The organism is Pantoea sp. EKM20T, from assembly GCF_011800485.1.
Classification (GTDB): domain Bacteria; phylum Pseudomonadota; class Gammaproteobacteria; order Enterobacterales; family Enterobacteriaceae; genus Pantoea; species Pantoea agglomerans.
The window spans coordinates 177,184-198,778 of record NZ_JAALFW010000005.1 but is presented as its reverse complement, the minus strand read 5'-3'; the positions used below and the strand labels follow the sequence as shown (position 1 = coordinate 198,778).

18 protein-coding genes are annotated in these 21,595 nt (G+C 58.8%); 10 read left to right on the top strand and 8 right to left on the bottom strand.

What is annotated here, in order from left to right:
- Positions 1-50 precede the first annotated feature (50 nt).
- Complete coding sequence (locus HFD94_RS11260) at positions 51-2,318, bottom strand: TonB-dependent siderophore receptor (protein ID WP_167433137.1); 2,268 nt, start codon at positions 2,316-2,318, stop codon at positions 51-53.
- Positions 2,319-2,568: 250 nt separating this feature from the next.
- On the opposite strand from HFD94_RS11260, the gene fes reads away from it, so the two are divergent.
- The 3 genes from fes (at position 2,569) to HFD94_RS11245 (ending at position 8,014) form a co-directional block, all read left to right on the top strand.
- Complete coding sequence (gene fes / locus HFD94_RS11255) at positions 2,569-3,774, top strand: enterochelin esterase (protein WP_167433136.1); 1,206 nt, start codon at positions 2,569-2,571, stop codon at positions 3,772-3,774.
- Between the two features lie 99 nt (positions 3,775-3,873).
- Positions 3,874-4,092, top strand: coding sequence for an MbtH family protein (locus HFD94_RS11250; protein ID WP_029519500.1), 219 nt, complete (start codon positions 3,874-3,876; stop codon positions 4,090-4,092).
- Positions 4,085-8,014 carry an enterobactin synthase subunit F gene (locus HFD94_RS11245; RefSeq protein WP_167433135.1) on the top strand — a complete coding sequence of 1,310 codons (3,930 nt, stop codon included), beginning with the start codon at positions 4,085-4,087 and terminating at the stop codon, positions 8,012-8,014. Before HFD94_RS11250 ends, HFD94_RS11245 begins: the two co-directional genes overlap by 8 nt.
- A 43-nt stretch (positions 8,015-8,057) precedes the next feature.
- On the opposite strand, the gene HFD94_RS11240 is transcribed toward HFD94_RS11245, so the two are convergent.
- Genes HFD94_RS11240 through fepD form a run of 3 tightly spaced genes read right to left on the bottom strand, consistent with a single transcriptional unit; the run spans position 8,058 to position 10,812 of the window.
- The gene (locus HFD94_RS11240) at positions 8,058-8,849 is read right to left on the bottom strand and encodes an ATP-binding cassette domain-containing protein (RefSeq protein ID WP_167433134.1); all 792 of its coding nucleotides are present in this window, start codon (positions 8,847-8,849) and stop codon (positions 8,058-8,060) included.
- A complete protein-coding gene (gene fepG / locus HFD94_RS11235) occupies positions 8,846-9,826 on the bottom strand; it encodes an iron-enterobactin ABC transporter permease (protein ID WP_167433133.1) in 981 nt (326 codons plus the stop codon). The genes HFD94_RS11240 and fepG overlap by 4 nt, the downstream gene beginning before the upstream one ends.
- On the bottom strand, positions 9,823-10,812 hold the full coding sequence (gene fepD, locus HFD94_RS11230) for a Fe(3+)-siderophore ABC transporter permease (RefSeq protein WP_072171285.1): 990 nt from the start codon (positions 10,810-10,812) through the stop codon (positions 9,823-9,825). The genes fepG and fepD overlap by 4 nt, the downstream gene beginning before the upstream one ends.
- Positions 10,813-10,957: 145 nt before the next feature.
- On the opposite strand from fepD, the gene entS reads away from it, so the two are divergent.
- Complete coding sequence (gene entS, locus HFD94_RS11225; protein ID WP_167433132.1) at positions 10,958-12,202, top strand: enterobactin transporter EntS; 1,245 nt, start codon at positions 10,958-10,960, stop codon at positions 12,200-12,202.
- Here entS and fepB read toward each other — a convergent pair.
- Positions 12,197-13,165: a Fe2+-enterobactin ABC transporter substrate-binding protein gene (gene fepB / locus HFD94_RS11220; protein WP_022625271.1), complete on the bottom strand. Its 969-nt coding sequence runs from the start codon at positions 13,163-13,165 to the stop codon at positions 12,197-12,199. The genes entS and fepB overlap by 6 nt on opposite strands.
- 177 nt (positions 13,166-13,342) lie before the next feature.
- Between fepB and HFD94_RS11215 the strand changes: the two genes are divergently transcribed.
- From HFD94_RS11215 to HFD94_RS11195, 5 genes are read left to right on the top strand one after another with little or no spacing between them, the layout of a single operon-like run.
- The gene (locus HFD94_RS11215) at positions 13,343-14,521 is read left to right on the top strand and encodes an isochorismate synthase (RefSeq protein WP_033769492.1); all 1,179 of its coding nucleotides are present in this window, start codon (positions 13,343-13,345) and stop codon (positions 14,519-14,521) included.
- 10 nt (positions 14,522-14,531) lie between these two features.
- Positions 14,532-16,148 (top strand): (2,3-dihydroxybenzoyl)adenylate synthase, encoded by a 1,617-nt coding sequence (locus tag HFD94_RS11210; protein WP_167433131.1) that lies wholly within the window; start codon positions 14,532-14,534, stop codon positions 16,146-16,148.
- Positions 16,149-16,166: 18 nt separating this feature from the next.
- Positions 16,167-17,021, top strand: coding sequence for an isochorismatase family protein (locus HFD94_RS11205; protein WP_061703563.1), 855 nt, complete (start codon positions 16,167-16,169; stop codon positions 17,019-17,021).
- On the top strand, positions 17,018-17,776 hold the full coding sequence (dhbA, locus tag HFD94_RS11200; RefSeq protein ID WP_022625267.1) for a 2,3-dihydro-2,3-dihydroxybenzoate dehydrogenase: 759 nt from the start codon (positions 17,018-17,020) through the stop codon (positions 17,774-17,776). Before HFD94_RS11205 ends, dhbA begins: the two co-directional genes overlap by 4 nt.
- A 2-nt stretch (positions 17,777-17,778) precedes the next feature.
- Positions 17,779-18,198 carry a hotdog fold thioesterase gene (locus HFD94_RS11195; protein WP_031292818.1) on the top strand — a complete coding sequence of 140 codons (420 nt, stop codon included), beginning with the start codon at positions 17,779-17,781 and terminating at the stop codon, positions 18,196-18,198.
- 72 nt (positions 18,199-18,270) lie between these two features.
- Here the strand turns inward: HFD94_RS11195 and cgtA are convergent, their stop codons facing one another.
- From cgtA to rplU, 3 genes are all read right to left on the bottom strand, one after another.
- The gene (cgtA, locus tag HFD94_RS11190; protein ID WP_003851092.1) at positions 18,271-19,443 is read right to left on the bottom strand and encodes an Obg family GTPase CgtA; all 1,173 of its coding nucleotides are present in this window, start codon (positions 19,441-19,443) and stop codon (positions 18,271-18,273) included.
- A gap of 242 nt (positions 19,444-19,685) precedes the next feature.
- On the bottom strand, positions 19,686-19,943 hold the full coding sequence (gene rpmA / locus HFD94_RS11185) for a 50S ribosomal protein L27 (protein ID WP_003851093.1): 258 nt from the start codon (positions 19,941-19,943) through the stop codon (positions 19,686-19,688).
- 15 nt (positions 19,944-19,958) lie between these two features.
- Positions 19,959-20,270, bottom strand: a complete 312-nt coding sequence (gene rplU, locus HFD94_RS11180; RefSeq protein ID WP_008925416.1) for a 50S ribosomal protein L21 — start codon at positions 20,268-20,270, stop codon at positions 19,959-19,961.
- 257 nt (positions 20,271-20,527) lie between these two features.
- Between rplU and ispB the strand changes: the two genes are divergently transcribed.
- Entirely contained in the window at positions 20,528-21,499 is a 972-nt protein-coding gene (ispB, locus tag HFD94_RS11175; protein ID WP_031592018.1) for an octaprenyl diphosphate synthase, read from the top strand.
- Positions 21,500-21,595 lie beyond the last annotated feature (96 nt).

Below are 21,595 nucleotides of genomic sequence, written 5' to 3'. Positions count from 1 at the left end.
AAAAAAGCGCAGCGGTCAGGTCAACCGCTGCGCTTTTTATTGCCCGTCCATCAGAAGCGGGTATTCACGCTCATATACCAGGTGCGGCCCGACTCGTTAAAGGTATTGGCCCCTGCGCCATAGAGCCACGCTCCGGTGGTGGCATTGCCGGTGGTCTGCGCGTTGCCCTGACGGAAATGGCGCTTGTCGAACAGGTTGTCGATACCCACGGTGACGCTGGCATATTTATTAACGTCATAGGTGCCGCTCATGCCCACAACCGAATAGGGGCTCACCTGATCGGTGGCGCTACCGGTAACGGCGTTACCTTTATAGTCATATTTCTTCGGTACCTGTTTACCGTACCAGGTCAGGGTCGTTTGCAGGGAGAGGTCCTGCATCGCCTGCCAGCTCAGCGTCGAATTGAGCGTATATTCCGGAATAATCGACAGACGATCGCCGGTCTCTTTATTCTTACTCTGCAGCATGTAAGTGAAGTTATTGTTCCACGTCACGCTATCGGAGAACGGGACATTAACCGTGCCTTCCAGCCCCTCGACGACCGCTTTAGGCACATTTTCCCATTTGTAGATGTCGGTTTTGCCGTTAGATGCGGTGCCGGTTGGCGCCGTGCCAGCCTCGATCTTGTTACGGTAGTCGTTGCGGAACCAGGTCAGGCCCGCCTGGTAGCCATCGCGCTTCCATTCGACCCCAATCTCTTTATTGATGCTGTTTTCCGCTTTCAGATCGTCATTACCCATCAGATAACAGGCACCGGCACTGGCGGCGCAGCCCTGACCGTTGCTGTAGAGCAGATAGTTCGGGTTGGTCTGATAGAGGCTCGGGGCTTTATAGGCGCGCGCAATACCCATTTTCAGTGTGAACTCATCGCCTAATCCCTGTGACAGGTTGAGCGACGGACTCCAGTTATCGCCGACAATCGAATGGTGATCGAAGCGCAGGCCCGGCGTCAGCATGGTGCTATCGGTCAGCTCAATATTGTCTTCGGCAAACAGCGAGAAGATTTCCGCCTGTGAATAGGGTGTGCGGCCGGTCGTAGCGATACCGGGAATCGACCCGTAGCTGGCGGCCTGAGTCGTCGATGAAGGATCCTTCATCCGCTGCTGATTCCATTCCGTCCCGAAAGTCGCGGTCTGGTTCACCAGCCATTCAAACGGCACACTGATCTCACTGTGCAACAACACATCATCCAGCTGGATGGTATTGAAGTTGCTGTTGGCGAAGATGCCTTCGGTGCCGCCCGCCAGCCCCTCATTCAGACGCGCGTTGCGGGTATTCTCATATTGCGCGTAGGTATTGGTGCTGATGCCATTATCCCAGGCACCGGTCCACTTAACAGAAAAGTTCTGCCGATAGAGCCGGTTGGTCTCTTCACCATATTTGCTTTTCACCAGGGCGTTGGTATTGGTGTTCTGCGTGTCCCCGGCATAGAGGTTGCCCTGACGACTGTAACCGGCCCCCACTTCCAGCGTCTGCATCGGCGCAAATGCCCAGCGCAGCAGGCCATGAATATCTTTGTTGATCGAGCCTTCCCGGCCCGCCGGGTACGATCCGGCGTAACTGCCGGTGCGGTCTGCGGCGTGCCCTTCATTAATGTCGTAAGCATCAGCCTGCGTTTTTGCCAGACCGCCATAGAGCCGGAAACTGACATCATCGCCTAGCGGCCCTTCAAGGCTGAAGTTGGTGCGACGGGTCGCGCCCTCCTCCTTGTGTTCCGGCACGTTGTAATAGGCGCTCCATGAGCCGTGCCACTGATTATCCATCTCTTTTTTAGTGATGATGTTCACCACGCCGCCCGCTGCACCGTTACCGTAACGGGCCGCTGCCGGACCGCGGATCACCTCAATGCGATCAATGATCTCTGGCGGCACCCAGTTAGTGTCGCCGCGCGTATCACGCTCGCCACGCCAGCCAAGCCGAACCGCGTTGCGGCTGGTCACCGGCAATCCATCGATCAGAATCAGGGTATTTTCCGGCCCCATGCCGCGGATATCGATCTGGCGATTGTTTCCGCGCTGGCCGCTGGTGGAGTTACCGGTCAGATTGACGCCAGGCATGGTGCGGATAATTTCGGCGACATCGCGTGCGGGTGGATGTTTTTTAATTTCGTCGGCGGTGATGGTCGACACGCCAGGTGCCTGCAACGTCTGCTCGGCGGCGGTCACCATCATGGTGTCGTCGTGGAGGGTATCGGAGGGGCTGCTGTCGATAACCGGTTCGTGGGTGGCTTCAGCAGCCACGGCACCGGCAGAAATGAGAGAGGCGGTGAAACCCAGTTCAATCATAATGGCTAACGAAAGCCGGGATAACTTTTTCATTTTTCTGTTCCTGGAGTGCCGGCGAGGATGCCACTGCCGGCGTGCCGGTAAAAAAGTAATAACCTTGCCTGCAACGTTTTCCCCTTGTCGCCGGGCCAGCGTCAGAAGCGCTTTGCATCAGTCTGAAAGCCGGTGCGGCAGAGAGGATGCGCGCGCTCCCTGTCGGGCGGAAACACCCTATTGCAAATGCAAATAATTATCAATACTATTATTCATAACATGTATGACCCTAATCAAGGGTGATCGAAAGATGGCGCGTATGACGTGGTTAAGTGAAGAAACCGGCAGTGAACGCTGGTGGCAACAGCAGCAGCAACGGGGCATTCCTCTGGTTGAAGCTGGCGAAAAGGGAACCTGTCAGGTCACCTTTTTCTGGCGCGATCCCCAGGGTGACACGCAGCACTCCGATACCCGGCGCGTCTGGATCAATATTACCGGCGTAACCGATCATCATCATTCAGCGGTCCCCTCCTCATTAACGCCTGTTCCCGATACCGATGTCTGGTGGTGGCAAACCGCCCTGCCCGCTGACTGGCGCGGCAGCTACTGCCTGATTCCTGATAGTCAGGAAGAGACGTTTACCGGGCAGGCCGATATGCAGGCAGTGCGCCAGTGGTGGAGTCAGAAATTCCCGCAGGCGCAAAGCGACCCGCTGAATCCTTTGCGAAGCTGGGCGGGTGGACGCGGAATGAGAGTCTCGCCACTGCACCTGCCACACGCGCCGGATCAGCAGGTGTGGCGTGCAGTTGATGAAGGCCGTGCCGCCGATATTCCGCTGCAACACTATTTGTGGCGCAGCGAACGGCTGGGGAACCAGCGTCAGATCTGGATCTCTGTCACCGGAGACGCCAGTGCAGGCGATCGTCCGCTGGTACTGCTGCTGGATGGTCAGTTCTGGGCACAGAACATGCCGGTTGCCGGCCCGCTTCAGCAACTGACAGAGGCGGGCGAACTGCCCCCTGCGGTCTATGTCATGATCGACATCATCGACCGCGAACACCGCACGCGTGAGCTGACCTGTAACCCTGACTTCTGGCTGGCGATTCAGCACGAGCTGTTGCCGCAGGTTCAGCGCTGGGCGCCGTTTCGTGCCGACAGCACGCTGGTAGCGGGACAAAGTTTTGGCGGCCTTTCTGCCGCTTACGCCACCCTGACCTGGCCGGAAACCTTTGCTGGGGCGATCAGCCTCTCTGGGTCGTTCTGGTGGCCCGCGCGCGGCGATCCCAATGGCTGGCTGCCACAGCAGTTACAACAGGGCTTACTGCAGGCGCCCCCTCGCCGCTTCTACCTGGAAGCGGGACGACGCGAACGGTTGATTCTGGCAGCAAACCAGCAGTTTCAGCGCGATCTGAACGCTGCCGGACATCAGGTCAGCTATCACCCGGTCGAAGGCGGTCACGATGCGCTGTGCTGGCGCGGCGGACTGCTGGCAGGCCTTAAAGCCATGTGGCAATAGCCCTAACCCGCTTATATTCCGCCTTCTGCGCGCCACTGAAAGATATCTATGCAGGACAGCGGCGTTAGCGCGCCCGGTGACTGCGGACAGGAGACCGACATGCAACAACTTAACCCTTTCGACGATCCGCAACAGGATTGTCAGGTGCTGAAGAACGATCAGCAGCAGTACAGTTTATGGCCCGCCTTTTGTGCGGTTCCGGCAGGATGGCAGCCGGTGTTTGGCCCCGGGCCACAGGCTGACTGTCTGAGCTGGCTGAATGAAAACTGGCACGATATCCGTCCGGTTATGACGCAGGACAGAGGCGAAAATGTCTGAGATCACCCTCAACCCGCAGACAGAACAAAAAACGCTGCCACTGGTGGCCGCTCAGCCCGGAATCTGGATCGCTGACCAGCTATCGCCCTATTCCAATGCTTACGCCGTGGCGCATTTTGTCGAACTGCGCGGTGCGCTGAACAGCGCGCTGCTGTCACGGGCCATAATTGCTGGCATGCAGGAAGCGGACACACTGAATATGGCCTTTGGCGAGCAGGAGGGTGAACCGCTACAGTGGCCTGAACCCCAGGCTTTCCGCGAGCCTGAGGTGATCGATCTGCGCGATGCCGCCGATCCGGAGGCCGAAGCACGTGCGCTGATGCAGCAGGATATGACCGGCGATCTGCGGGTGCTGAGCGGCGCGCCGCTCTACCATCACAGCCTGCTTCGGCTGGATGAGGATCACTGGTACTGGTATCAGCGATACCATCATCTGGTGGTCGATGGTTTTAGTTTCACCGCCCTGACCCGCCGTATCGCCAATCTCTACAGCGCCTGGCAGCGCGGCGACACGCCGGAGCCAAGCCCGTTCGTGCCGTTCAGCGACGTCGTTGATGAATATCAGCGCTATCAGCAATCTTCGGGCTGGCAGCGCGATCGCCAGTTCTGGCTGGAGAAAGGCGCGCAGCTACCTGCGCCCGCCTCGTTGTCCGCTCTGCCGCTGGCCGGTCAGAGCGCCAGTACCGACCTGCTGCGCCACACGTTTGCCGTGGATCGCGACACTTTTCAGGCTTTGCTGACGCACACCGGGCAGCACAACCTCAGCGCCGCAGATACCGCCTTTGCGCTGGTGGCCTTATGGCTGGCGCGCCTCACCGGTCAGCATGCGTTCGCCGCCGGTTTCATCTTTATGCGCCGCATCGGCTCGGCCGCGCTCTGCGCCACCGGTCCGGTGATTAACGTGCTGCCAATGGCGGTGCATTACGATCCGGCACAGCCGCTGACGGCACTGGCCGGGCGTCTGGCGGGCGAAGTCAAAAAAATGCGTCGCCATCAGCGTTACGACGCTGAACAGGTGCAGCGCGATCTGGGTCGCTCCGGCGACAGCGATCCGCTCTATGGGCCGGTAATCAATCTGAAGATGTTTGATTACCAGCTCGATTTCGCTGGCATCAAAGGCGTAACCCATCAGCTGGCGTCAGGACCGGTACGCGATCTGGAGATTGCTATCTACCTCAGCGAACAGGGCGACCTGACGCTGGAGCTACTGGCTAATGCACAGCGCTACAGCGACACAACGCTGAAACAACACGCCAGCCGCTTTGGCCTGCTGCTTCAGCAGCTTGCCGTCCGGCCAGCCAGTGCCTGTGGCGAGCTGGACATGCTGATGCCGGAAGAGCATCAGCAGCTCGCGGCGATCAACCAGACTGCCGTAATGCTGCCTGCAGAAACCCTGAGCAGCCTGCTGCTTCGGCAGGCACAGCGTTCGCCGCGCGCTCCGGCACTGGCAGATGAGGGGCATCAGCTTAACTATCAACAGATGCAGCAGCAGGTCGCCGCGCTGGGGCAACAGTTGATTGCGCAGGGAGTGACGCCGGGTGATATCGTCGCCGTAGCGCTGCCGCGTTCGGTCTTTTTATCGCTGGCGCTGCAGGCGATCGTCAGCGTGGGGGCAACCTGGCTGCCGCTTGATACCGGCTACCCGGACGATCGGTTACAGATGATGCTGGAAGATGCCGCGCCGAAAACGCTGATCACCTGTCGTGAACTGTCCGAGCGGCTGGCGGCACTCTCACCCGTCGCGCCGCTGTTTTACGACGCGCTGTTAACACCCGTTGATAGCGTGCTGATGCAGGCCCCGCGTCCACAGGATGGCGCATACATCATCTATACCTCCGGCTCGACCGGTCGGCCAAAAGGGGTGCTGGTCAGTCATGAGGCGATCGTCAACCGTCTGTTATGGATGCAGGATCGCTATCCGCTCGGCAGCGATGATGTGGTGTTGCAGAAAACCCCGAGCAGCTTTGATGTTTCGGTATGGGAGTTCTTCTGGCCGCTCATCGTCGGCGCACGGCTGGTGATGGCTCCGCCCGATGCTCATCGCGACCCGGACGCGCTGCAGCAGCTGTTTGCCCGCTACCGCGTGACCACCACCCATTTTGTTCCGTCGATGCTGGCTGCTTTTGTCGCTTCGTTGCAGGAAGGTGACGCGATAGCGCGCTGCGCCACCCTGCGCCGGGTTTTCTGTAGCGGCGAAGCGCTGCCCGCAGAGTTATCGCGCCAGTGGCAGGCGCTGACCCGTGTGCCCTTGCATAATCTTTATGGCCCGACCGAAGCGGCGGTTGATGTCAGCTACTATCCGGCCTTTGGCCCGGAGCTGGCGGCCGTCGAAGGGGCCAGCGTGCCGATTGGCTTCCCGGTCTGGAACACCGGCTTACGGATTCTGGATGCGCGTCTGCAGCCGGTGCCACCGGGCGTGGCTGGCGATCTCTATCTGACCGGCGTGCAGCTGGCGCATGGCTATCTTGATCGTCCCGACCTCACTGCCAGCCGGTTTGTCGCCGATCCGTGGGGTCACGGCTCCCGGATGTACCGCACTGGTGATGTGGCGCGCTGGCTGCCGGATGGTGCGGTGGAGTATCTGGGCCGCAGCGACGATCAGCTAAAAATTCGCGGGCAGCGTATCGAGCTGAACGAGATCGACCACGCCATGGCTGCGCTACCTGGCATTGAGCAGGCCGTCACACATGCGGTGGTGCTGGGGAGCAGCAGCGATCAGCAGGGCGATGCCCGCCAGCTGGTCGGCTATGTGGTGGCTGATGGCGCGATCGATACCGACGCAATGCGTCAGACTCTGGCCTCACAGTTACCGGCGCATATGGTGCCGGTGGCGATTGTTCAGCTGGCGGCGTTACCGCTCAGCAGCAACGGTAAACTGGATCGCAAAGCGCTGCCGCTGCCGCAAACGCAGGCAGCGCTGGCTGGTCGCGCGCCGCATCCCGGACTCGAAACGACACTGGCACAGGCGTTTGCCAGGCTGCTGGAGTGCGAACCGGTGAGCGCCCAGGATGATTTCTTCTCGCTGGGCGGCCACTCGCTGCTGGCGATGCGGCTGGCAGCACAGCTGCGCCGGACGCTGAATCAGCCGGTGTCAGTGGGCCAGATCATGGTGGCATCCACGGTAGAAAAGCTGGCGACACTGCTCAGCAGCGAGCCCGCGGATGTGGCTCGTGCCGGATTTGAAGCGGTATTACCCTTGCGACGCGGCACTGGCCCAACGCTGTTTTGCTTCCATCCCGCCTCCGGTTTTGCCTGGCAGTTCAGCGTGTTGCAGCGCTATCTGGATGCACGCTGGTCGCTACTCGGCATTCAGTCACCCGACATCACCAGCCCGCTGAACCAGGCGCAGCAACTTGACGCGGTGTGTGAGGCGCATCTGGCGACGGTGCGTCAGCAGCAGCCACAGGGGCCTTACTATTTCCTGGGCTACTCGCTAGGCGGCACGCTGGCGCAGGGTATCGCCGCGCGGCTGGAGGCCGAAGGTGAAACCGTTGCCTTCCTCGGACTGCTGGATACCTGGCCGCCGGAGACGCAGAACTGGGATGAACGGCGCGGTGAAAACGTGCTGGATCCGGCGGTGCTGGAAGAAGTTAATCGTGAGCGCGAGCAGTTTATCGCTGCGCAACGGCAGCAGGCCGGTGAAGGAATGGAGGCACTGTTTACCACCATTGAAGCCAACTACGCCAGTTCAGTGCGCCTGCTGGCAACAGCGCGCAGTGCCCGCTTCACCGGACACGCAACCCTGTTCCTGGCGGAACAGACGCAGCAGCCCGGTCAGGATGCGCGCCGCGCCTGGGCGCCCTATGTGGGCGAGCTGACTATCTGGCCGCTGGACTGTGCGCACGTCGAGATCATCTCACCGCGCATGTTCGAACAGATTGGGCCACGACTGCAGCAGTGCCTGGCGTCGCTGGATCCCTGAACAGTTCTGACTTTGCGCTTTATTCGGGTGGAGAAAGCGCAGGTCAGCCTCTTCCCAGCGGCACAATCATCGGCGTACCGGCCACCGGATCGTTAATGATGATGCAGCGCAGGCCGTAGATCGCTTCTATCAGTTCCGGCGTAACGATCTCCGCCGGTTTCCCTTCGGCAATAATTTTCCCGTCTCGCATCGCAATCAGGTGGCTGGCATAGCGGCACGCCTGATTGAGATCGTGCAGCACCACCACCAGCGTACGGCCATGCTGCTGATTGAGATCCTGCATTAATTCCAGCAACTCAATCTGATGGGCGATGTCGAGCCAGGTGGTCGGTTCATCCAGCAGCAACAGTGGCGTCTGCTGAGCCAGCACCATCGCAATCCACACCCGCTGCCGCTGGCCGCCAGAGAGCGTATCAACCTGCTGCTGTGCCAAATCTGCCACGCCAGTAGCCTGCATTGCCTGCTGAATAGCCGTCTCATCTTCCTGTCGCCAGCGACCAAACAGCGACTGGTGAGGATAACGCCCGCGCGCGACCAGTTCGCTGACGCTGATGCCCGCTGGTGCATTCGAGCTTTGCGGTAGCAGCCCCAGCCGGCGCGCCACCTCTTTGGTAGCGTAGTGAGCAATCGCATTGCCATCCAGCAGCACCTGGCCTTTCAGGGGCGAGACCAGGCGGCTTAAGGTACGCAGCAGCGTCGACTTTCCACAGGCGTTGGGGCCAATAATAACGGTCAGTTCACCGTCGGGGATCGCGACGGTGAGATTCTCCGCCACGATTTTTTTGTCATACCCCAGCGTCAGCGCGTCGCCCTGCAAACGTGTTTTCACTGTCATTGGCGTCGCGCCTCCCGTACCAGTAAAGCAATCAGATAGAGTCCGCCCAGGCTAACCGTGATGACGCCAACCGGCAGCTGATAAGGCAGGAAAAAGTGCTGCGCGGCGTAATCCGCGGCGGTTAACAGCAGCGCGCCGCACAAGGCAGCCAGCGGCAGCGCGCCTTTGATACCGCCACATAGCCGACGAGCAATCTGCGGTGCCAGCAGCGCAATAAAGGAGACAGGACCGACCAGCGCGGTAGAGGCGGCGGTGAGGATCACGCCCGTCAGCATCAACAAAACGCGGCTGCGTTCAACCGGTACGCCCAGCGCGCAGGCAGTGTCGTCACCCATCTCCAGCAGACGCATGCGCCGGGCCAGCATGCTTGTCGCCAGCAGCGCCAGCAGAAGCACGGTAATCACCGGCGTCGTTTTCGCCCAGGTAATGCCGTTGAGTGAACCGGCGCTCCAGAGCCCGGCGCTCAGTGCCGCCTCCAGTGAGGCGCTGATAATCAGCCAGCTGTTCAGCGCCATCAGCAGCGCCCGCACGCTGATGCCCACAATGATAAGACGAAAGGTCTCCACGCCGTTGCGCCAGCTGAACAGCCAGACCACGCCCGCCGTGAGCAGTCCGCCAAGCAGTGCCGCCAGCGTCATGCCCTCCATGTTTTGCTGGAACAGCACCAGTGCCACCAGCACGCCGCTGTAAGCGCCGGTATTGAAACCCAGAATATCGGGGCTGCCCAGCGGGTTGCGCAGCAGCGACTGAAAAATTGCCCCGCTGACGCCCAGTGCCGCACCAATCAGCAGCGCCATCATGACGCGCGGCAGTCGCCACTCCAGTACAATCAACTGTATGTTACGCGCCGCCTCGCCGTTGATAAGGGCCCACAACTGGCTGGCGGAGATCGGTAAGGTGCCGCGCGTAATGCTCAGAAAGGCCAGCACCCCGCAGGCCACCAGCAGCATCAGCGCATTAATCATCACCCGTTTCATAGCTGCCCTCTTCCCGACTTGCGGCGCACCAGCACAATCAGCATCGGCGCGCCCAGTATGGCCGTGACAATCGACACGCGCAGTTCGCCCGGTACCAGCAGCCGTCCCAGAATATCGGCGGCCAGCAGCAAACAGGGGGTGATAAGAAGGGTTCCGGGCAGCATCCAGCGATGATCGTTACCCAGCAGCCAGCGGGCCAGATGTGGCGTCATTAAGCCGACAAACGCGATGGGGCCGACAGCGGCTGTCGCCGCCCCACTCAGCAGCGCAATAGCCAGTAATCCCACCAGCTGGGTACGCATCACCCGGGTACCCAGCGCGGTCGCCATATCACCGCCCATACTCAGGCTGTTGAGCGAACGCGCCAGCAGCAGCGCCAGCAGGCTCCCGGCGACTACCGCCGGAAAGGTGGTGCGCAGAATGGCAAAATTGCGGATATCCAGCGAGCCACTGTGCCAGAAACGCAGATGATCGTAGATGTCAGGATTGAGCAGCGATAAACCAGAGGTTAACCCCTCCAGCACTGCACCCAGCGCCACGCCTGCCAGCGTCAGACGCACCGGATTAACGCGGCCACCGCCCAGCGCACCGGTCAGCGCCACCAGCAGGGAGGCCAGCAGTGCGCCCGTAAAGGCAAAGCCAAGCCAGTCCGCGGGGGAATCGGCGCCAGACAGGGCGATGCCCAGCACTACCGCAAAGCCTGCACCGGCGTTGATACCGAGAATGCCGGGATCGGCCAGCGGATTGCGCGTCAGGCTCTGCATCAGCGCGCCCGCCAGACCTAAACTGATCCCGGCCAGCAGACCCGCCAGGGTGCGCGGCAGTCGGGCATCGCGCACGATGACACAATCGACGCGGTTACAGTCGCTGAATAAGGCCTGCGTGACATCATGAAAGGGGATAGATTTGGCACCCAGCATCAGGCTGAGCGCGAGAAGCAACAACAGCAGCATCCCTGAACCTGCTATTGCACGAAGTTGACGCATAACATTTAAACCTTCACCGATTCATTGAGATCGCAGCACGAGTCATTATGATAATGATACTTGTTATCGTTATTAGTGATTTTTTGTATGTTACCATGACTCCCGGACTCAATGATGAGGAAAATGGGTGCAAAAAAGCGACGTTATGAACAAACCCTCCCACTTTATCGATCTCAGCCTGCTGAGAACCCACCCCGCCTTTCGCGCCATTTTTATCGCCCGCTTTATCTCCATCGTCGCCCTCGGCATGCTGGCGGTGGCGGTACCGGTTCAGATTCAGCAGCTAACGCAGTCGCCGCTGCTGGTGGGGCTGGCGGTGACGCTGGCCGGTGCCGGCATGTTTATCGGCCTGCTGACCGGCGGTGTGCTGGCGGATCGCTATGAGCGCCGACGTCTGATCCTGTTTGCCCGATCCACCTGTGGCCTGGGCTTTGTCGCCTTATGCATCAATGCCCTGCTCCCTTCGCCGTCGGTGATCGCCGTCTTTGTGCTGGGACTGTGGGATGGTTTTTTCGGCGCGATAGGCGTCACCGCGCTGCTGGCGGCGACGCCGGCGCTGGTCGGGCGTGAAAACCTGATGAAAGCAGGTGCGATTACCATGCTGACGGTGCGATTTGGCGCGATTCTCTCACCCGCCATTGCCGGACTGGTCATCGCGCAGGGCGGTGTGGCGTGGAACTACGGACTGGCGGCGTTCGGCACGTTGCTGACGGTGTTAACCCTGCTGCGGTTGCCGCGGCTGGCGCCACCGCCGCAGCCGCGTGAACATCCGCTGAAAGCACTGGCCAGCGGCGTGCAATTCCTGTTTGCCAGCCCGATTGTTGGCATGGCGGCGCTGGTCGGCGCGCTGGTGACGTTAGCCAGTGCGGTGCGCGTGCTCTATCCGGCGCTGGCGCCACACTGGCAGGTCGGCGTGACGGAGTTAGGGCTGATGTATGCCGCCGTTCCGCTGGGTGCTGCCACAGGTGCCCTCACCAGCGGACGGCTGGCACAGTCACCGCAGCCGGGCCGCCTGATTCTGGCGAGTGCTATTGCTGCTTTCGTCGCGCTGGCTCTGTTCAGCCTGATGCCGTGGTTCAGCGCGAGTCTGGTCTGCCTTGCGGCCTTTGGCTATTTCAGTGCCATCAACAGCCTGGTGCAGTACGCGATGATCCAGACGCTGACGCCTGATGCGCTGCTCGGCAGGATCAACAGCCTCTGGACAGCGCAGAATGTCACCGGCGATGCGATAGGTGCAGCGATGATTGGCGCGATGGGTTCACTGTTGTTGCCGCAGCAGGCGGCCAGCCTGGCTGGTCTGGCAGCCACCGTGCTGGGCATCGTCATGTGGCTGCTGATGGCGCGTCTGCGTCGCTATCAACCGCCTGCACCGGCGGAAACGGGATCATGATTTAACGAACAACGTCTCCAGCCGCGTCAGCAAATTGCTGGCGCTGTAGTAGTCGAGCCGGAAGCTATCCAGCCCCAGCGCATAGACCGCTTTTGCGCGCACCGCTGGGGTCTGCGCCAGGAAAGGGTTGCTCATCACCTGTGCGGCGGTGGGCTCTTCAGCGGCAAACAGCAGATATGATTGACCATTAAGGCCTGCCGCCAGATTTTCCCCTGACAGTTGCAGGATATCTTTACGCTGTCCCATGCTGTGACCAGACTGAAGAGTGGCCGGCGGCGTCGCCAGGGTGAAGCCCAGTTGCTGCAGTAATTTCCCCTGCGCCGACGCATCCGTCCACAGATTGACTGCCCGGCCATCCCCGTTCCACACCATCGCTGATACCGGCTGCGGCGGCAGGGTCAGCTTCGCTTTCAGAGCCTTTTCTCGCGCATCAAACTCAGCTTTCCGGGCGGCAGCTTCCGCTTCATGCCCGGTCGCCTCACCCAGCAACGTCACCAGTTGCTGCCAGCTTTTATCGTCGTAATTCACCACCAGCACCGGCGCAATCGCCGCAAGCTGATCGACCAGTTTTATTGCCGAATCATTCCCGGTGGCGCTGACCACAATCAGGTCTGGCGCTTCAGCAGCAATCGCTTCTGCACTGGGCTCACCAATGTAGAGACGTTTTACGCCGCGCTGTTTGGCCACTTCGCCCCACTGACGGAAGAATCCCTGCTTATCAGCCAGCCGACTGCCGGGTGCAGTTGCGCCACTGGCGACGACCGGCGCATCAATGGCCAGCAGCGAGCCGGTCAGGGTAACGCTGGTCGAGACAATGCGCATCGGTGCCTGGGTCAGCGTGATATTGCCTGTTGCCCCGGCGACAGTTCGCGGCCAGCCGGTCTGGGCAGCAGCGGTAACGCTGAACAGGCTGATGCTCAGGAAAAACAGCGCTATCGCCGATGTGACACCATGTTTACTCATAGATTTTCGTCCACTTTTACCCGGAAAAAGAGAGAGACCATTTGTGCTGATTTAACCGGCCATGCCAGCTGAATCGCCGCGTAATTATTGACACTTTCGGCTAATCAACGTAGGTTACTGGCCCACAATACAAATGATAATCATTATTAGTTATCTTATCATTTATAGGTGGAAATTATGGTGGAATCGCTGGCGTTTGAACATCCCTTGTTGCAGGATTTCCCGGCACTCTGCCGTGGCTTTCTGTTTACCTCTCCCTGGCAAAGCCTGACCACACAGGGCTGTTTTACTACCCTTACCGCGCCGGTAAGGCAGGGTGAGCAGCTGACAGGGGAGTTTCAGCAGCAACTACAGCACCATTTTGCTTCAGCCAGAAAACAGGGCATTGCCCATCCCATTCTGGTGGGTGCAATCCCCTTCGACGTGGATCAGCCTGCTGCGCTGTTTATCCCTGAGTCGTATCAGACCTTTAACCGTGACGATCTCAACGCCAGTGCCTCTCTGGCTGAGGCTGAACTGCCGCAGGTGCGTCGCCGCACGGCGGTGCCGGACCATGACATTTTCATCGACATGGTTGCGCAGGCGGTGGCGGCTACGCAGCGCGGCGATCTGGATAAAGTGGTGTTGTCGCGGCTGATGGATATCGTGGCGGAACAGCCGGTTGATACGGCCGCCCTGATGCAGCGCATCGTGGCGCAGAACCCTAACAGCTATCACTTTCATCTGCCGCTGCCCGATGGTGGCGCGCTGGTTGGCGCCAGCCCGGAACTGATGATTCGTAAGCAGGGCCGCCAGTTCAGCTCCTGTCCGCTGGCCGGTTCAGCGCCGCGTCATCGCGATCCGCAGCGTGACCAGGCCTCTGGCGACAGCCTGATGCACTCAGCAAAAGATCGTCATGAGCATAAGCTGGTCACGGATGCGATGCGCGCGACGCTGCAACCGCGCAGCCGCCTGCTGTCGGTCCCCGAGACACCTTCACTGCTGACCACCGCAACATTGTGGCATCTCGCTACGCAGATTCAGGGTGACGTGCTGGACGATCGCGAAAATGCGCTGTCACTGGCCTGTCTGCTGCATCCAACACCGGCCCTCAGCGGCTTCCCGCATCAGCGTGCTCAGGCGCTGATTCAGCGACTGGAGCCATTTGAACGTCAGCTGTTTGGCGGCATCGTCGGCTGGTGTGACGATCAGGGCAATGGCGAATGGGTCGTCACCATTCGCTGCGGTACGGTGAATGGCCCGCGGGTGCGGCTGTTTGCGGGCGCAGGCATCGTAGCGGACTCACAACCTGAATCAGAATGGCGTGAAACCGGCGTCAAACTCGACACCATGCTTCGCGCTTTTGGACTGCAATAAAGGAACCTGTATGACGATTTCCTACAGCCGCTGGCCGGACGATCTGGCCGCACGTTACCGTGAAAAAGGCTACTGGCTCGATCTGCCGATGACCGATATCCTGGAACGTCATCGCGACAGCGAGAGCGTAGCGGTGATTGATGGCGAACGACAATTTACCTATCGCCAGCTGGCGGCGCTGAGTGACAACCTGGCCGCGGCATTGCAGCGTCGCGGCCTGAAGTCAGGCGATACGGCGCTGGTGCAGCTTGGCAACGTGGCGGAATTTTACCTGACGCTGTTTGCCCTGTTCAAAACCGGCGTTGCCCCGGTTAACGCCCTGTTCAGCCATCAGCGCACCGAACTGGCCGCCTATGCCAGTCAGATTTCGCCGAGCCTGTTAATTGCCGATCGCAGCCACGCACTGTTCGCCGATGATGTGTTTATTACGCAACTTCGCCGCGATCAGCCTTCACTCCAACAGGTGATCCTGCGTAATGACGCTCAGACGGAAAACAGCCTCGACGCCCTGCTGGCTGAACCCGCGGGCAACTTCATCGCAACCCCGACCGCAGGCGATGAAGTCGCCTTTTTCCAGCTGTCGGGTGGCAGTACCGGTACACCGAAACTGATCCCACGTACCCATAATGATTACTACTACAGCATCCGTGAGAGTGACGTTATCTGCGATGTTACCGCCGACACCCGCTACCTGATCGCCCTGCCCGCCGCGCATAACTTCCCGATGAGTTCGCCGGGCGCGCTGGGCGTTTTTTACGCGGGCGGACAGGTGATCTTGGCCGCCGATCCCAGCGCAACGCTCTGCTTCCCGCTGATTGAAAAGCATCAGGTCACCGATACCGGCCTGGTTCCGCCCGCCGCCAGTCTCTGGCTGCAGGCGATTCAGGAATGGGGCAGCAATGCTACGCTGGCCTCGCTGCAACGCATTCAGGTCGGTGGCGCAAAGCTGGGTGAAACGCTGGCCGCGCGCATCCAGAACGAGATCGGCTGCACCCTGCAGCAGGTATTTGGTATGGCGGAAGGTCTGGTGAACTACACCCGACTGGATGACGATGAGCAGACCATTCTCACCACGCAGGGACGCCCGATCTCCCCGGATGACGAGGTGTGGGTCGCCGACGATCAGGGTAATCCATTGCCAGCAGGCTCCATCGGTCGCCTGATGACGCGTGGTCCTTATACCTTCCGCGGCTACTACAACAGCCCGGAACATAACGCCGCCAGCTTCGATGACCAGGGCTTTTACTGCTCTGGCGATCTGATTGAGATCACGTCCTCTGGCAACATCATCGTGCAGGGCCGGGAGAAAGATCAGATCAACCGGGGCGGCGAAAAGATCGCAGCCGAAGAGATCGAAAACCTGCTGCAGCGCCATGCGGATGTGATCCACGCTGCACTGGTCTCCATGAGCGACGAGCTGATGGGTGAAAAGAGCTGTGCCTTTATCGTCACCCGTCAGCCGGTTAAACCGGTAGCGCTGCGTCGTCACCTGCGTGAACTTGGCGTGGCAGAATTTAAGCTGCCCGACCGTATTACCTGCGTAGATGCCCTGCCGCTGACCGCGGTCGGAAAGGTGGACAAAAAACGTCTGCGTCAACAACTTGCCGATCAACAAGCGCAAGCCTGATCTGTCCGGAGATTTTCAATGGCTATTCCACAACTGACCTCTTATCCGCTGCCAGCCGCCACCGAGTTGCCCAACAACAAAGTGAAATGGATGCTGGAGCCGGACCGTGCCGCCCTGCTGATCCACGATATGCAGCGCTATTTTCTCAACTTCTGGGGCGAAAATAGCCCGCTGGTTGAGCAGGTAGTCGACAATATTGCCCGCCTGCGTCGCTACTGCAAAGCGCAGGGTATTCCGGTGTTTTATACCGCTCAGCCAAACGCGCAGAGCGATGAAGATCGTGCGCTGCTCAACGACATGTGGGGACCGGGCCTGAATAAACATCCCGATCAGCAGAAGATCGTGGATGCGCTGGCACCGGATGAGGACGATCATGTCCTGACCAAATGGCGCTACAGTGCATTTCACCGCTCGCCGCTGGAGTCGATCCTGCAGGAGATGGGCCGCGATCAGCTGATTATCACCGGCGTCTATGCCCATATTGGCTGCCTGACCACCGCCACCGATGCGTTTATGCGCAATATTCAGCCGTTTATGGTGGCCGATGCGCTGGCTGACTTCAGCCGTGAGGAACATATGATGGCGCTGACCTACACCGCGGGCCGTAGCGGAAAAGTGGTGATGACCGCCGATCTGATGCCTGTGCCACTCAGCAAAGATGATTTGCGCGCGTTGATCCTGCCGCTGCTGGAAGATGATGAGGTGCCGGAAGATGATGAAAACCTGATTGATTACGGTCTGGACTCAGTACGCGTGATGGCGCTGGCGGCACGCTGGCGTCAGGTACATCGTGATATCGATTTCGTCAGCCTGGCGAAAAATCCGAGCATTGATGGCTGGTGGGCGCTGCTGGCGCGGGAGCCGGCGAAATGAGCCACACATTCGACTTCAGCGGTAAAATCGTCTGGGTAACCGGTGCTGGCCAGGGCATCGGCTATCATACTGCGTTAGCCTTTCATCAGGCTGGCGCACAGGTTGAGGCCTTTGATCAACGTTTTAAGGGCCATGATTATCCGTTTCCCTGCCACACGATGGATGTAGCCGATCCGGCGCAGGTCAAAACGATCTGCCAGCGCGTATTGGCCGTGCAACCGCGCATTGATGTGCTGGTCAACGCAGCCGGTATTTTACGGATTGGGGCCACCGATGAGCTGTCGTTTGCCGACTGGCAGGCGTGTCTTAACGTCAATGCGGGCGGCGCGTTTAATCTGTTCCAGCAGACATTGCCACGCTTTCGCGAACAGCGCGCCGGTGCCATCGTCACCGTCGCGTCTAATTCGGCTCACGCCCCGCGTATCGGCATGTCCGCTTATGGTGCTTCAAAAGCGGCGCTGCGCAGTCTCTGTCAGACCGTGGGTCTGGAGATGGCGCCCTATGGCGTGCGCTGCAACATCGTTTCACCGGGTTCCACCGACACCGATATGCAGCGCAGCCTGTGGCACACACCGACGGGTGAGCAGGAGATGATTGCCGGCTTCCCGGATCAGTTCAAGCTGGGTATCCCGCTGGGTAAGATCGCGCAGCCGCAGGAAATTGCAGCCACCGTACTGTTTCTCGCGTCGGATCTTGCCAGCCATGTGACGCTGCAGGATATTGTGGTTGATGGTGGCGCAACCCTGGGAGCCTGATGATGACAGCGATCTGGAAGCGATCCATTGATCTTCCCGCCCTGAATGCGCTGGGTGAGAACTCTCTGGTGGCCCATCTGGGTATCGTTTTTACCCTGATAGGTGATGATTATCTGGAAGCGACGATGCCGGTCGATACCCGTACGCAACAGCCGTTCGGGCTGCTGCATGGCGGTGCGTCCGTGGTGCTGGCGGAGTCGATGGGCTCAATTGCCGGATATCTGGCGGTTGAAGAAGGCAGCAGCGTGGTTGGCGTAGAAGTGAATGCCAGCCATCATCGTGCGGTTTCTGCCGGTCTGGTGCGGGGAATTTGCCGTCCACTGCATCTGGGTAAACGCAGTCAGAGCTGGCAGATTGAGATTCGGAACGGTCGGGATCAGCTGTGCTGCAGTGCGCGACTGAGTGTGGCGGTGATGAGCTAGCTGCAGAAAGAACAATGCCCCCTTTCAGGCCTGAAAGGGGGCATTGCATATCACGCTGTAGCAGGCGATCGGTTAACGCTGATAGATAATTTCAACGCCTTCGTCGTCTTCATCATCCCAGTCGTCATCCCACTCTTCATCTTCCACTTCAACCGTGTTTTCAATGGTTTCTTTGTGGTAATCGTCCCACATGAACTCCACTTTCTCCGGCTGCTTCTCTTCAAGCTCCGCTTCTTTCGGGTTAGCGTTGATGAAGCTCATCACGTCCCAGCAGAGTTCGTTGACACCGGTACGGCTTGCGGCAGAAATCAGGTAATACTTATCTTCCCAGCCCAGCGCTTCAGCCACCGCTTTAGCCCGTGACTGCGCCTCTTCTTCACTGATCAGATCAATTTTGTTGAAGACCAGCCAGCGTGGCTTGTTGAACAGCTTCTCGCTGTACTTTTCCAGCTCGCCGAGAATGATGCGGGCATTTTCAACCGGATCGCTTTCATCGATAGGGTCGATGTCGATCAGGTGCAGCAACACGCGGCAGCGCTCAAGGTGCTTCAGGAAGCGAATGCCGAGGCCTGCGCCATCGGCTGCGCCTTCAATCAGGCCAGGTATATCGGCCACGACGAAGCTCTGCTCGCTGTCCATACGAACCACGCCCAGGCTCGGCACCAGCGTGGTAAACGGATAGTCCGCCACTTTTGGCTTCGCTGCCGATACGGCACGGATAAAGGTCGATTTACCGGCATTCGGTAAGCCCAGCATCCCGACATCTGCCAGCAGCATCAGCTCCAGCTGCAGATCGCGCTTTTCACCTGGGGTACCCATGGTTTTCTGGCGCGGACTGCGGTTTACAGATGATTTAAAGCGGGTGTTACCCAGGCCATGCCAGCCGCCTTTGCCGACCATCAGTTTCTGGCCGTGACGCGTCATGTCGCCCAGTGTCTCGCCGGTACCCTGATCGATAACCCGGGTGCCGACCGGCACTTTAACTTCGATATCTTTACCGCGTTTGCCAGTACAGTCGCGGCTCTGGCCGTTCTGCCCACGCTCGGCGCGGAAAGATTTTTCGAAACGATAATCGATAAGGGTGTTGAGGTTTTCATCAGCGATCAGATAAACGTCACCGCCGTCACCGCCATCACCCCCATCAGGGCCGCCTCTCGGGATATATTTTTCGCGGCGGAAGCTTACGCAACCATTACCGCCATCACCGGCGACGACCAAAATTGTCGCTTCATCTACAAACTTCATTTTCTATCTCCGTCACACAATCGCCTGCAGCACTCTGCAGACGGGTCCGCCAGGGTCTTCTGCGCTGACCAGCGGCGGATAAATCAGGATTGGCTTTCGCCAGTGCGTACATAAAGTGTACAGCAAACTTTTGTGATGCGTCGCTTTTACCGCAACAGACCGCAGAATGTAAAAAGCCCCGCAGGAGCTGCGGGGCCTTCAATTCGTGCGTTCAGACGTTAAACGTCTGCGTCACGACAACCTTACTCAGCAACGATGCTGATGTATTTACGGTTGTTCGGACCTTTAACTTCGAACTGTACTTTACCGTCTGCGGTAGCAAACAGGGTGTGGTCACGACCACAACCTACATTGGTACCGGCGTGGAATTTGGTGCCACGCTGACGAACGATGATGCTACCTGCCAGAACAGATTCGCCACCGAAACGTTTTACACCCAGACGTTTTGCATTGGAGTCACGACCATTTCGAGTCGAACCACCAGCCTTTTTATGTGCCATTTGTCAGATCTCCTCTTATGCCGTGATACCAGTGATTTTCACATCAGTGAACCACTGGCGATGGCCTGCTTGCTTACGGTAGTGCTTACGACGACGAAACTTAACGATCTTAATTTTCTCGCCACGACCGTGAGCAACAACTTCTGCCTTGATCATTCCGCCTGAAACCAGTGGCGCGCCGATTTTCACGTCTTCGCCATTAGCAATCATCAGAACCTGGTCAAACTCAATCGTTTCACCGGTTGCGATGTCCAGCTTTTCCAGGCGAACGGTCTGACCTTCGCTTACTCGGTGTTGTTTACCACCACTTTGGAAAACCGCGTACATATAAAACTCCGCTTCTGCGCTTGCCTTTTAGTTCATCAGGCGGCGCGCTAAATATTCACAATAGGGCGCGAATTCTACGCAAAACTCCAGAAGAAGACAAGAGCACTTTGCACACTCTTGCAGAAAAAAAACACAGGCTGAATGCAACCGTTTCTCAGGCAGAAAATTCAAGTACAATCAGTAACAGATTACCTGAACGCTGGCTGGGTAAAAGCACTTACCATGGCAGAGATAACGAGTCATAGCTGAAAAGACGAATGAACTTAGAACAGATTAATGAATTAACCGCACAGGATATGGCTGCCGTTAACCAGACCATCCTCGACCAGCTGAATTCAGATGTCTCGCTCATCAACCAGTTGGGCTACTACATCATCAGTGGTGGGGGCAAGCGTATCCGTCCCATGATTGCCGTGCTATCCGCACGTGCCATGGGCTACAAGGGCGATCTTCACGTGACCAATGCGGCGCTGATCGAATTTATCCACACCGCCACGCTGCTGCATGACGATGTCGTGGATGAATCCGATATGCGTCGTGGCAAAGCGACCGCGAACGCGGCGTTTGGCAATGCGGCAAGCGTGCTGGTCGGTGATTTTATTTACACCCGCGCCTTCCAGATGATGACCAGCATGGGTTCGCTGCGTATCCTGGCGCTGATGTCAGAAGCGGTAAACGTGATTGCTGAGGGCGAAGTCCTGCAGCTGATGAACGTCAACGATCCCGACATCACCGAAGAGAGTTACATGCGCGTGATTTACAGCAAGACCGCGCGTCTGTTTGAAGCGGCCTCGCAGGCCTCGGCGATACTGGCTGAAGCCACACCTGAAGAGGAAAAAGCGCTACAGGATTATGGGCGCTATCTGGGCACCGCTTTCCAGTTAATTGACGACTTACTGGATTACAGTGCTGATGGCGAGACGCTGGGCAAAAATACCGGCGATGATCTGAGTGAAGGCAAACCCACGCTGCCACTGCTGCATGCTATGCAGCACGGCTCACCTGAGCAGGCGAAGATGATCCGTGAAGCCATTGAGCAGGGAAATGGCCGCCATCTGCTTGAACCGGTACTGGAAGCGATGAATCAGTGTGGTTCACTCGAATGGACGCGCAGCCGCGCCGAACAGGAAGCGGATAAAGCCATTGACGCCTTGCGTATTCTGCCCGAATCGCCGTGGCGCAGTGCGCTGGAGTCGCTGGCGCACATGTCAGTTCAGCGCGATTTCTGATCCCTCACGGAGCCTGACAGGCTCCGTTTTTACGTCCCTGCTCTCACTTCTTTTTGTTACCTCTTAGCTGTTGCACTCCTTTTGTATGCCACCCCA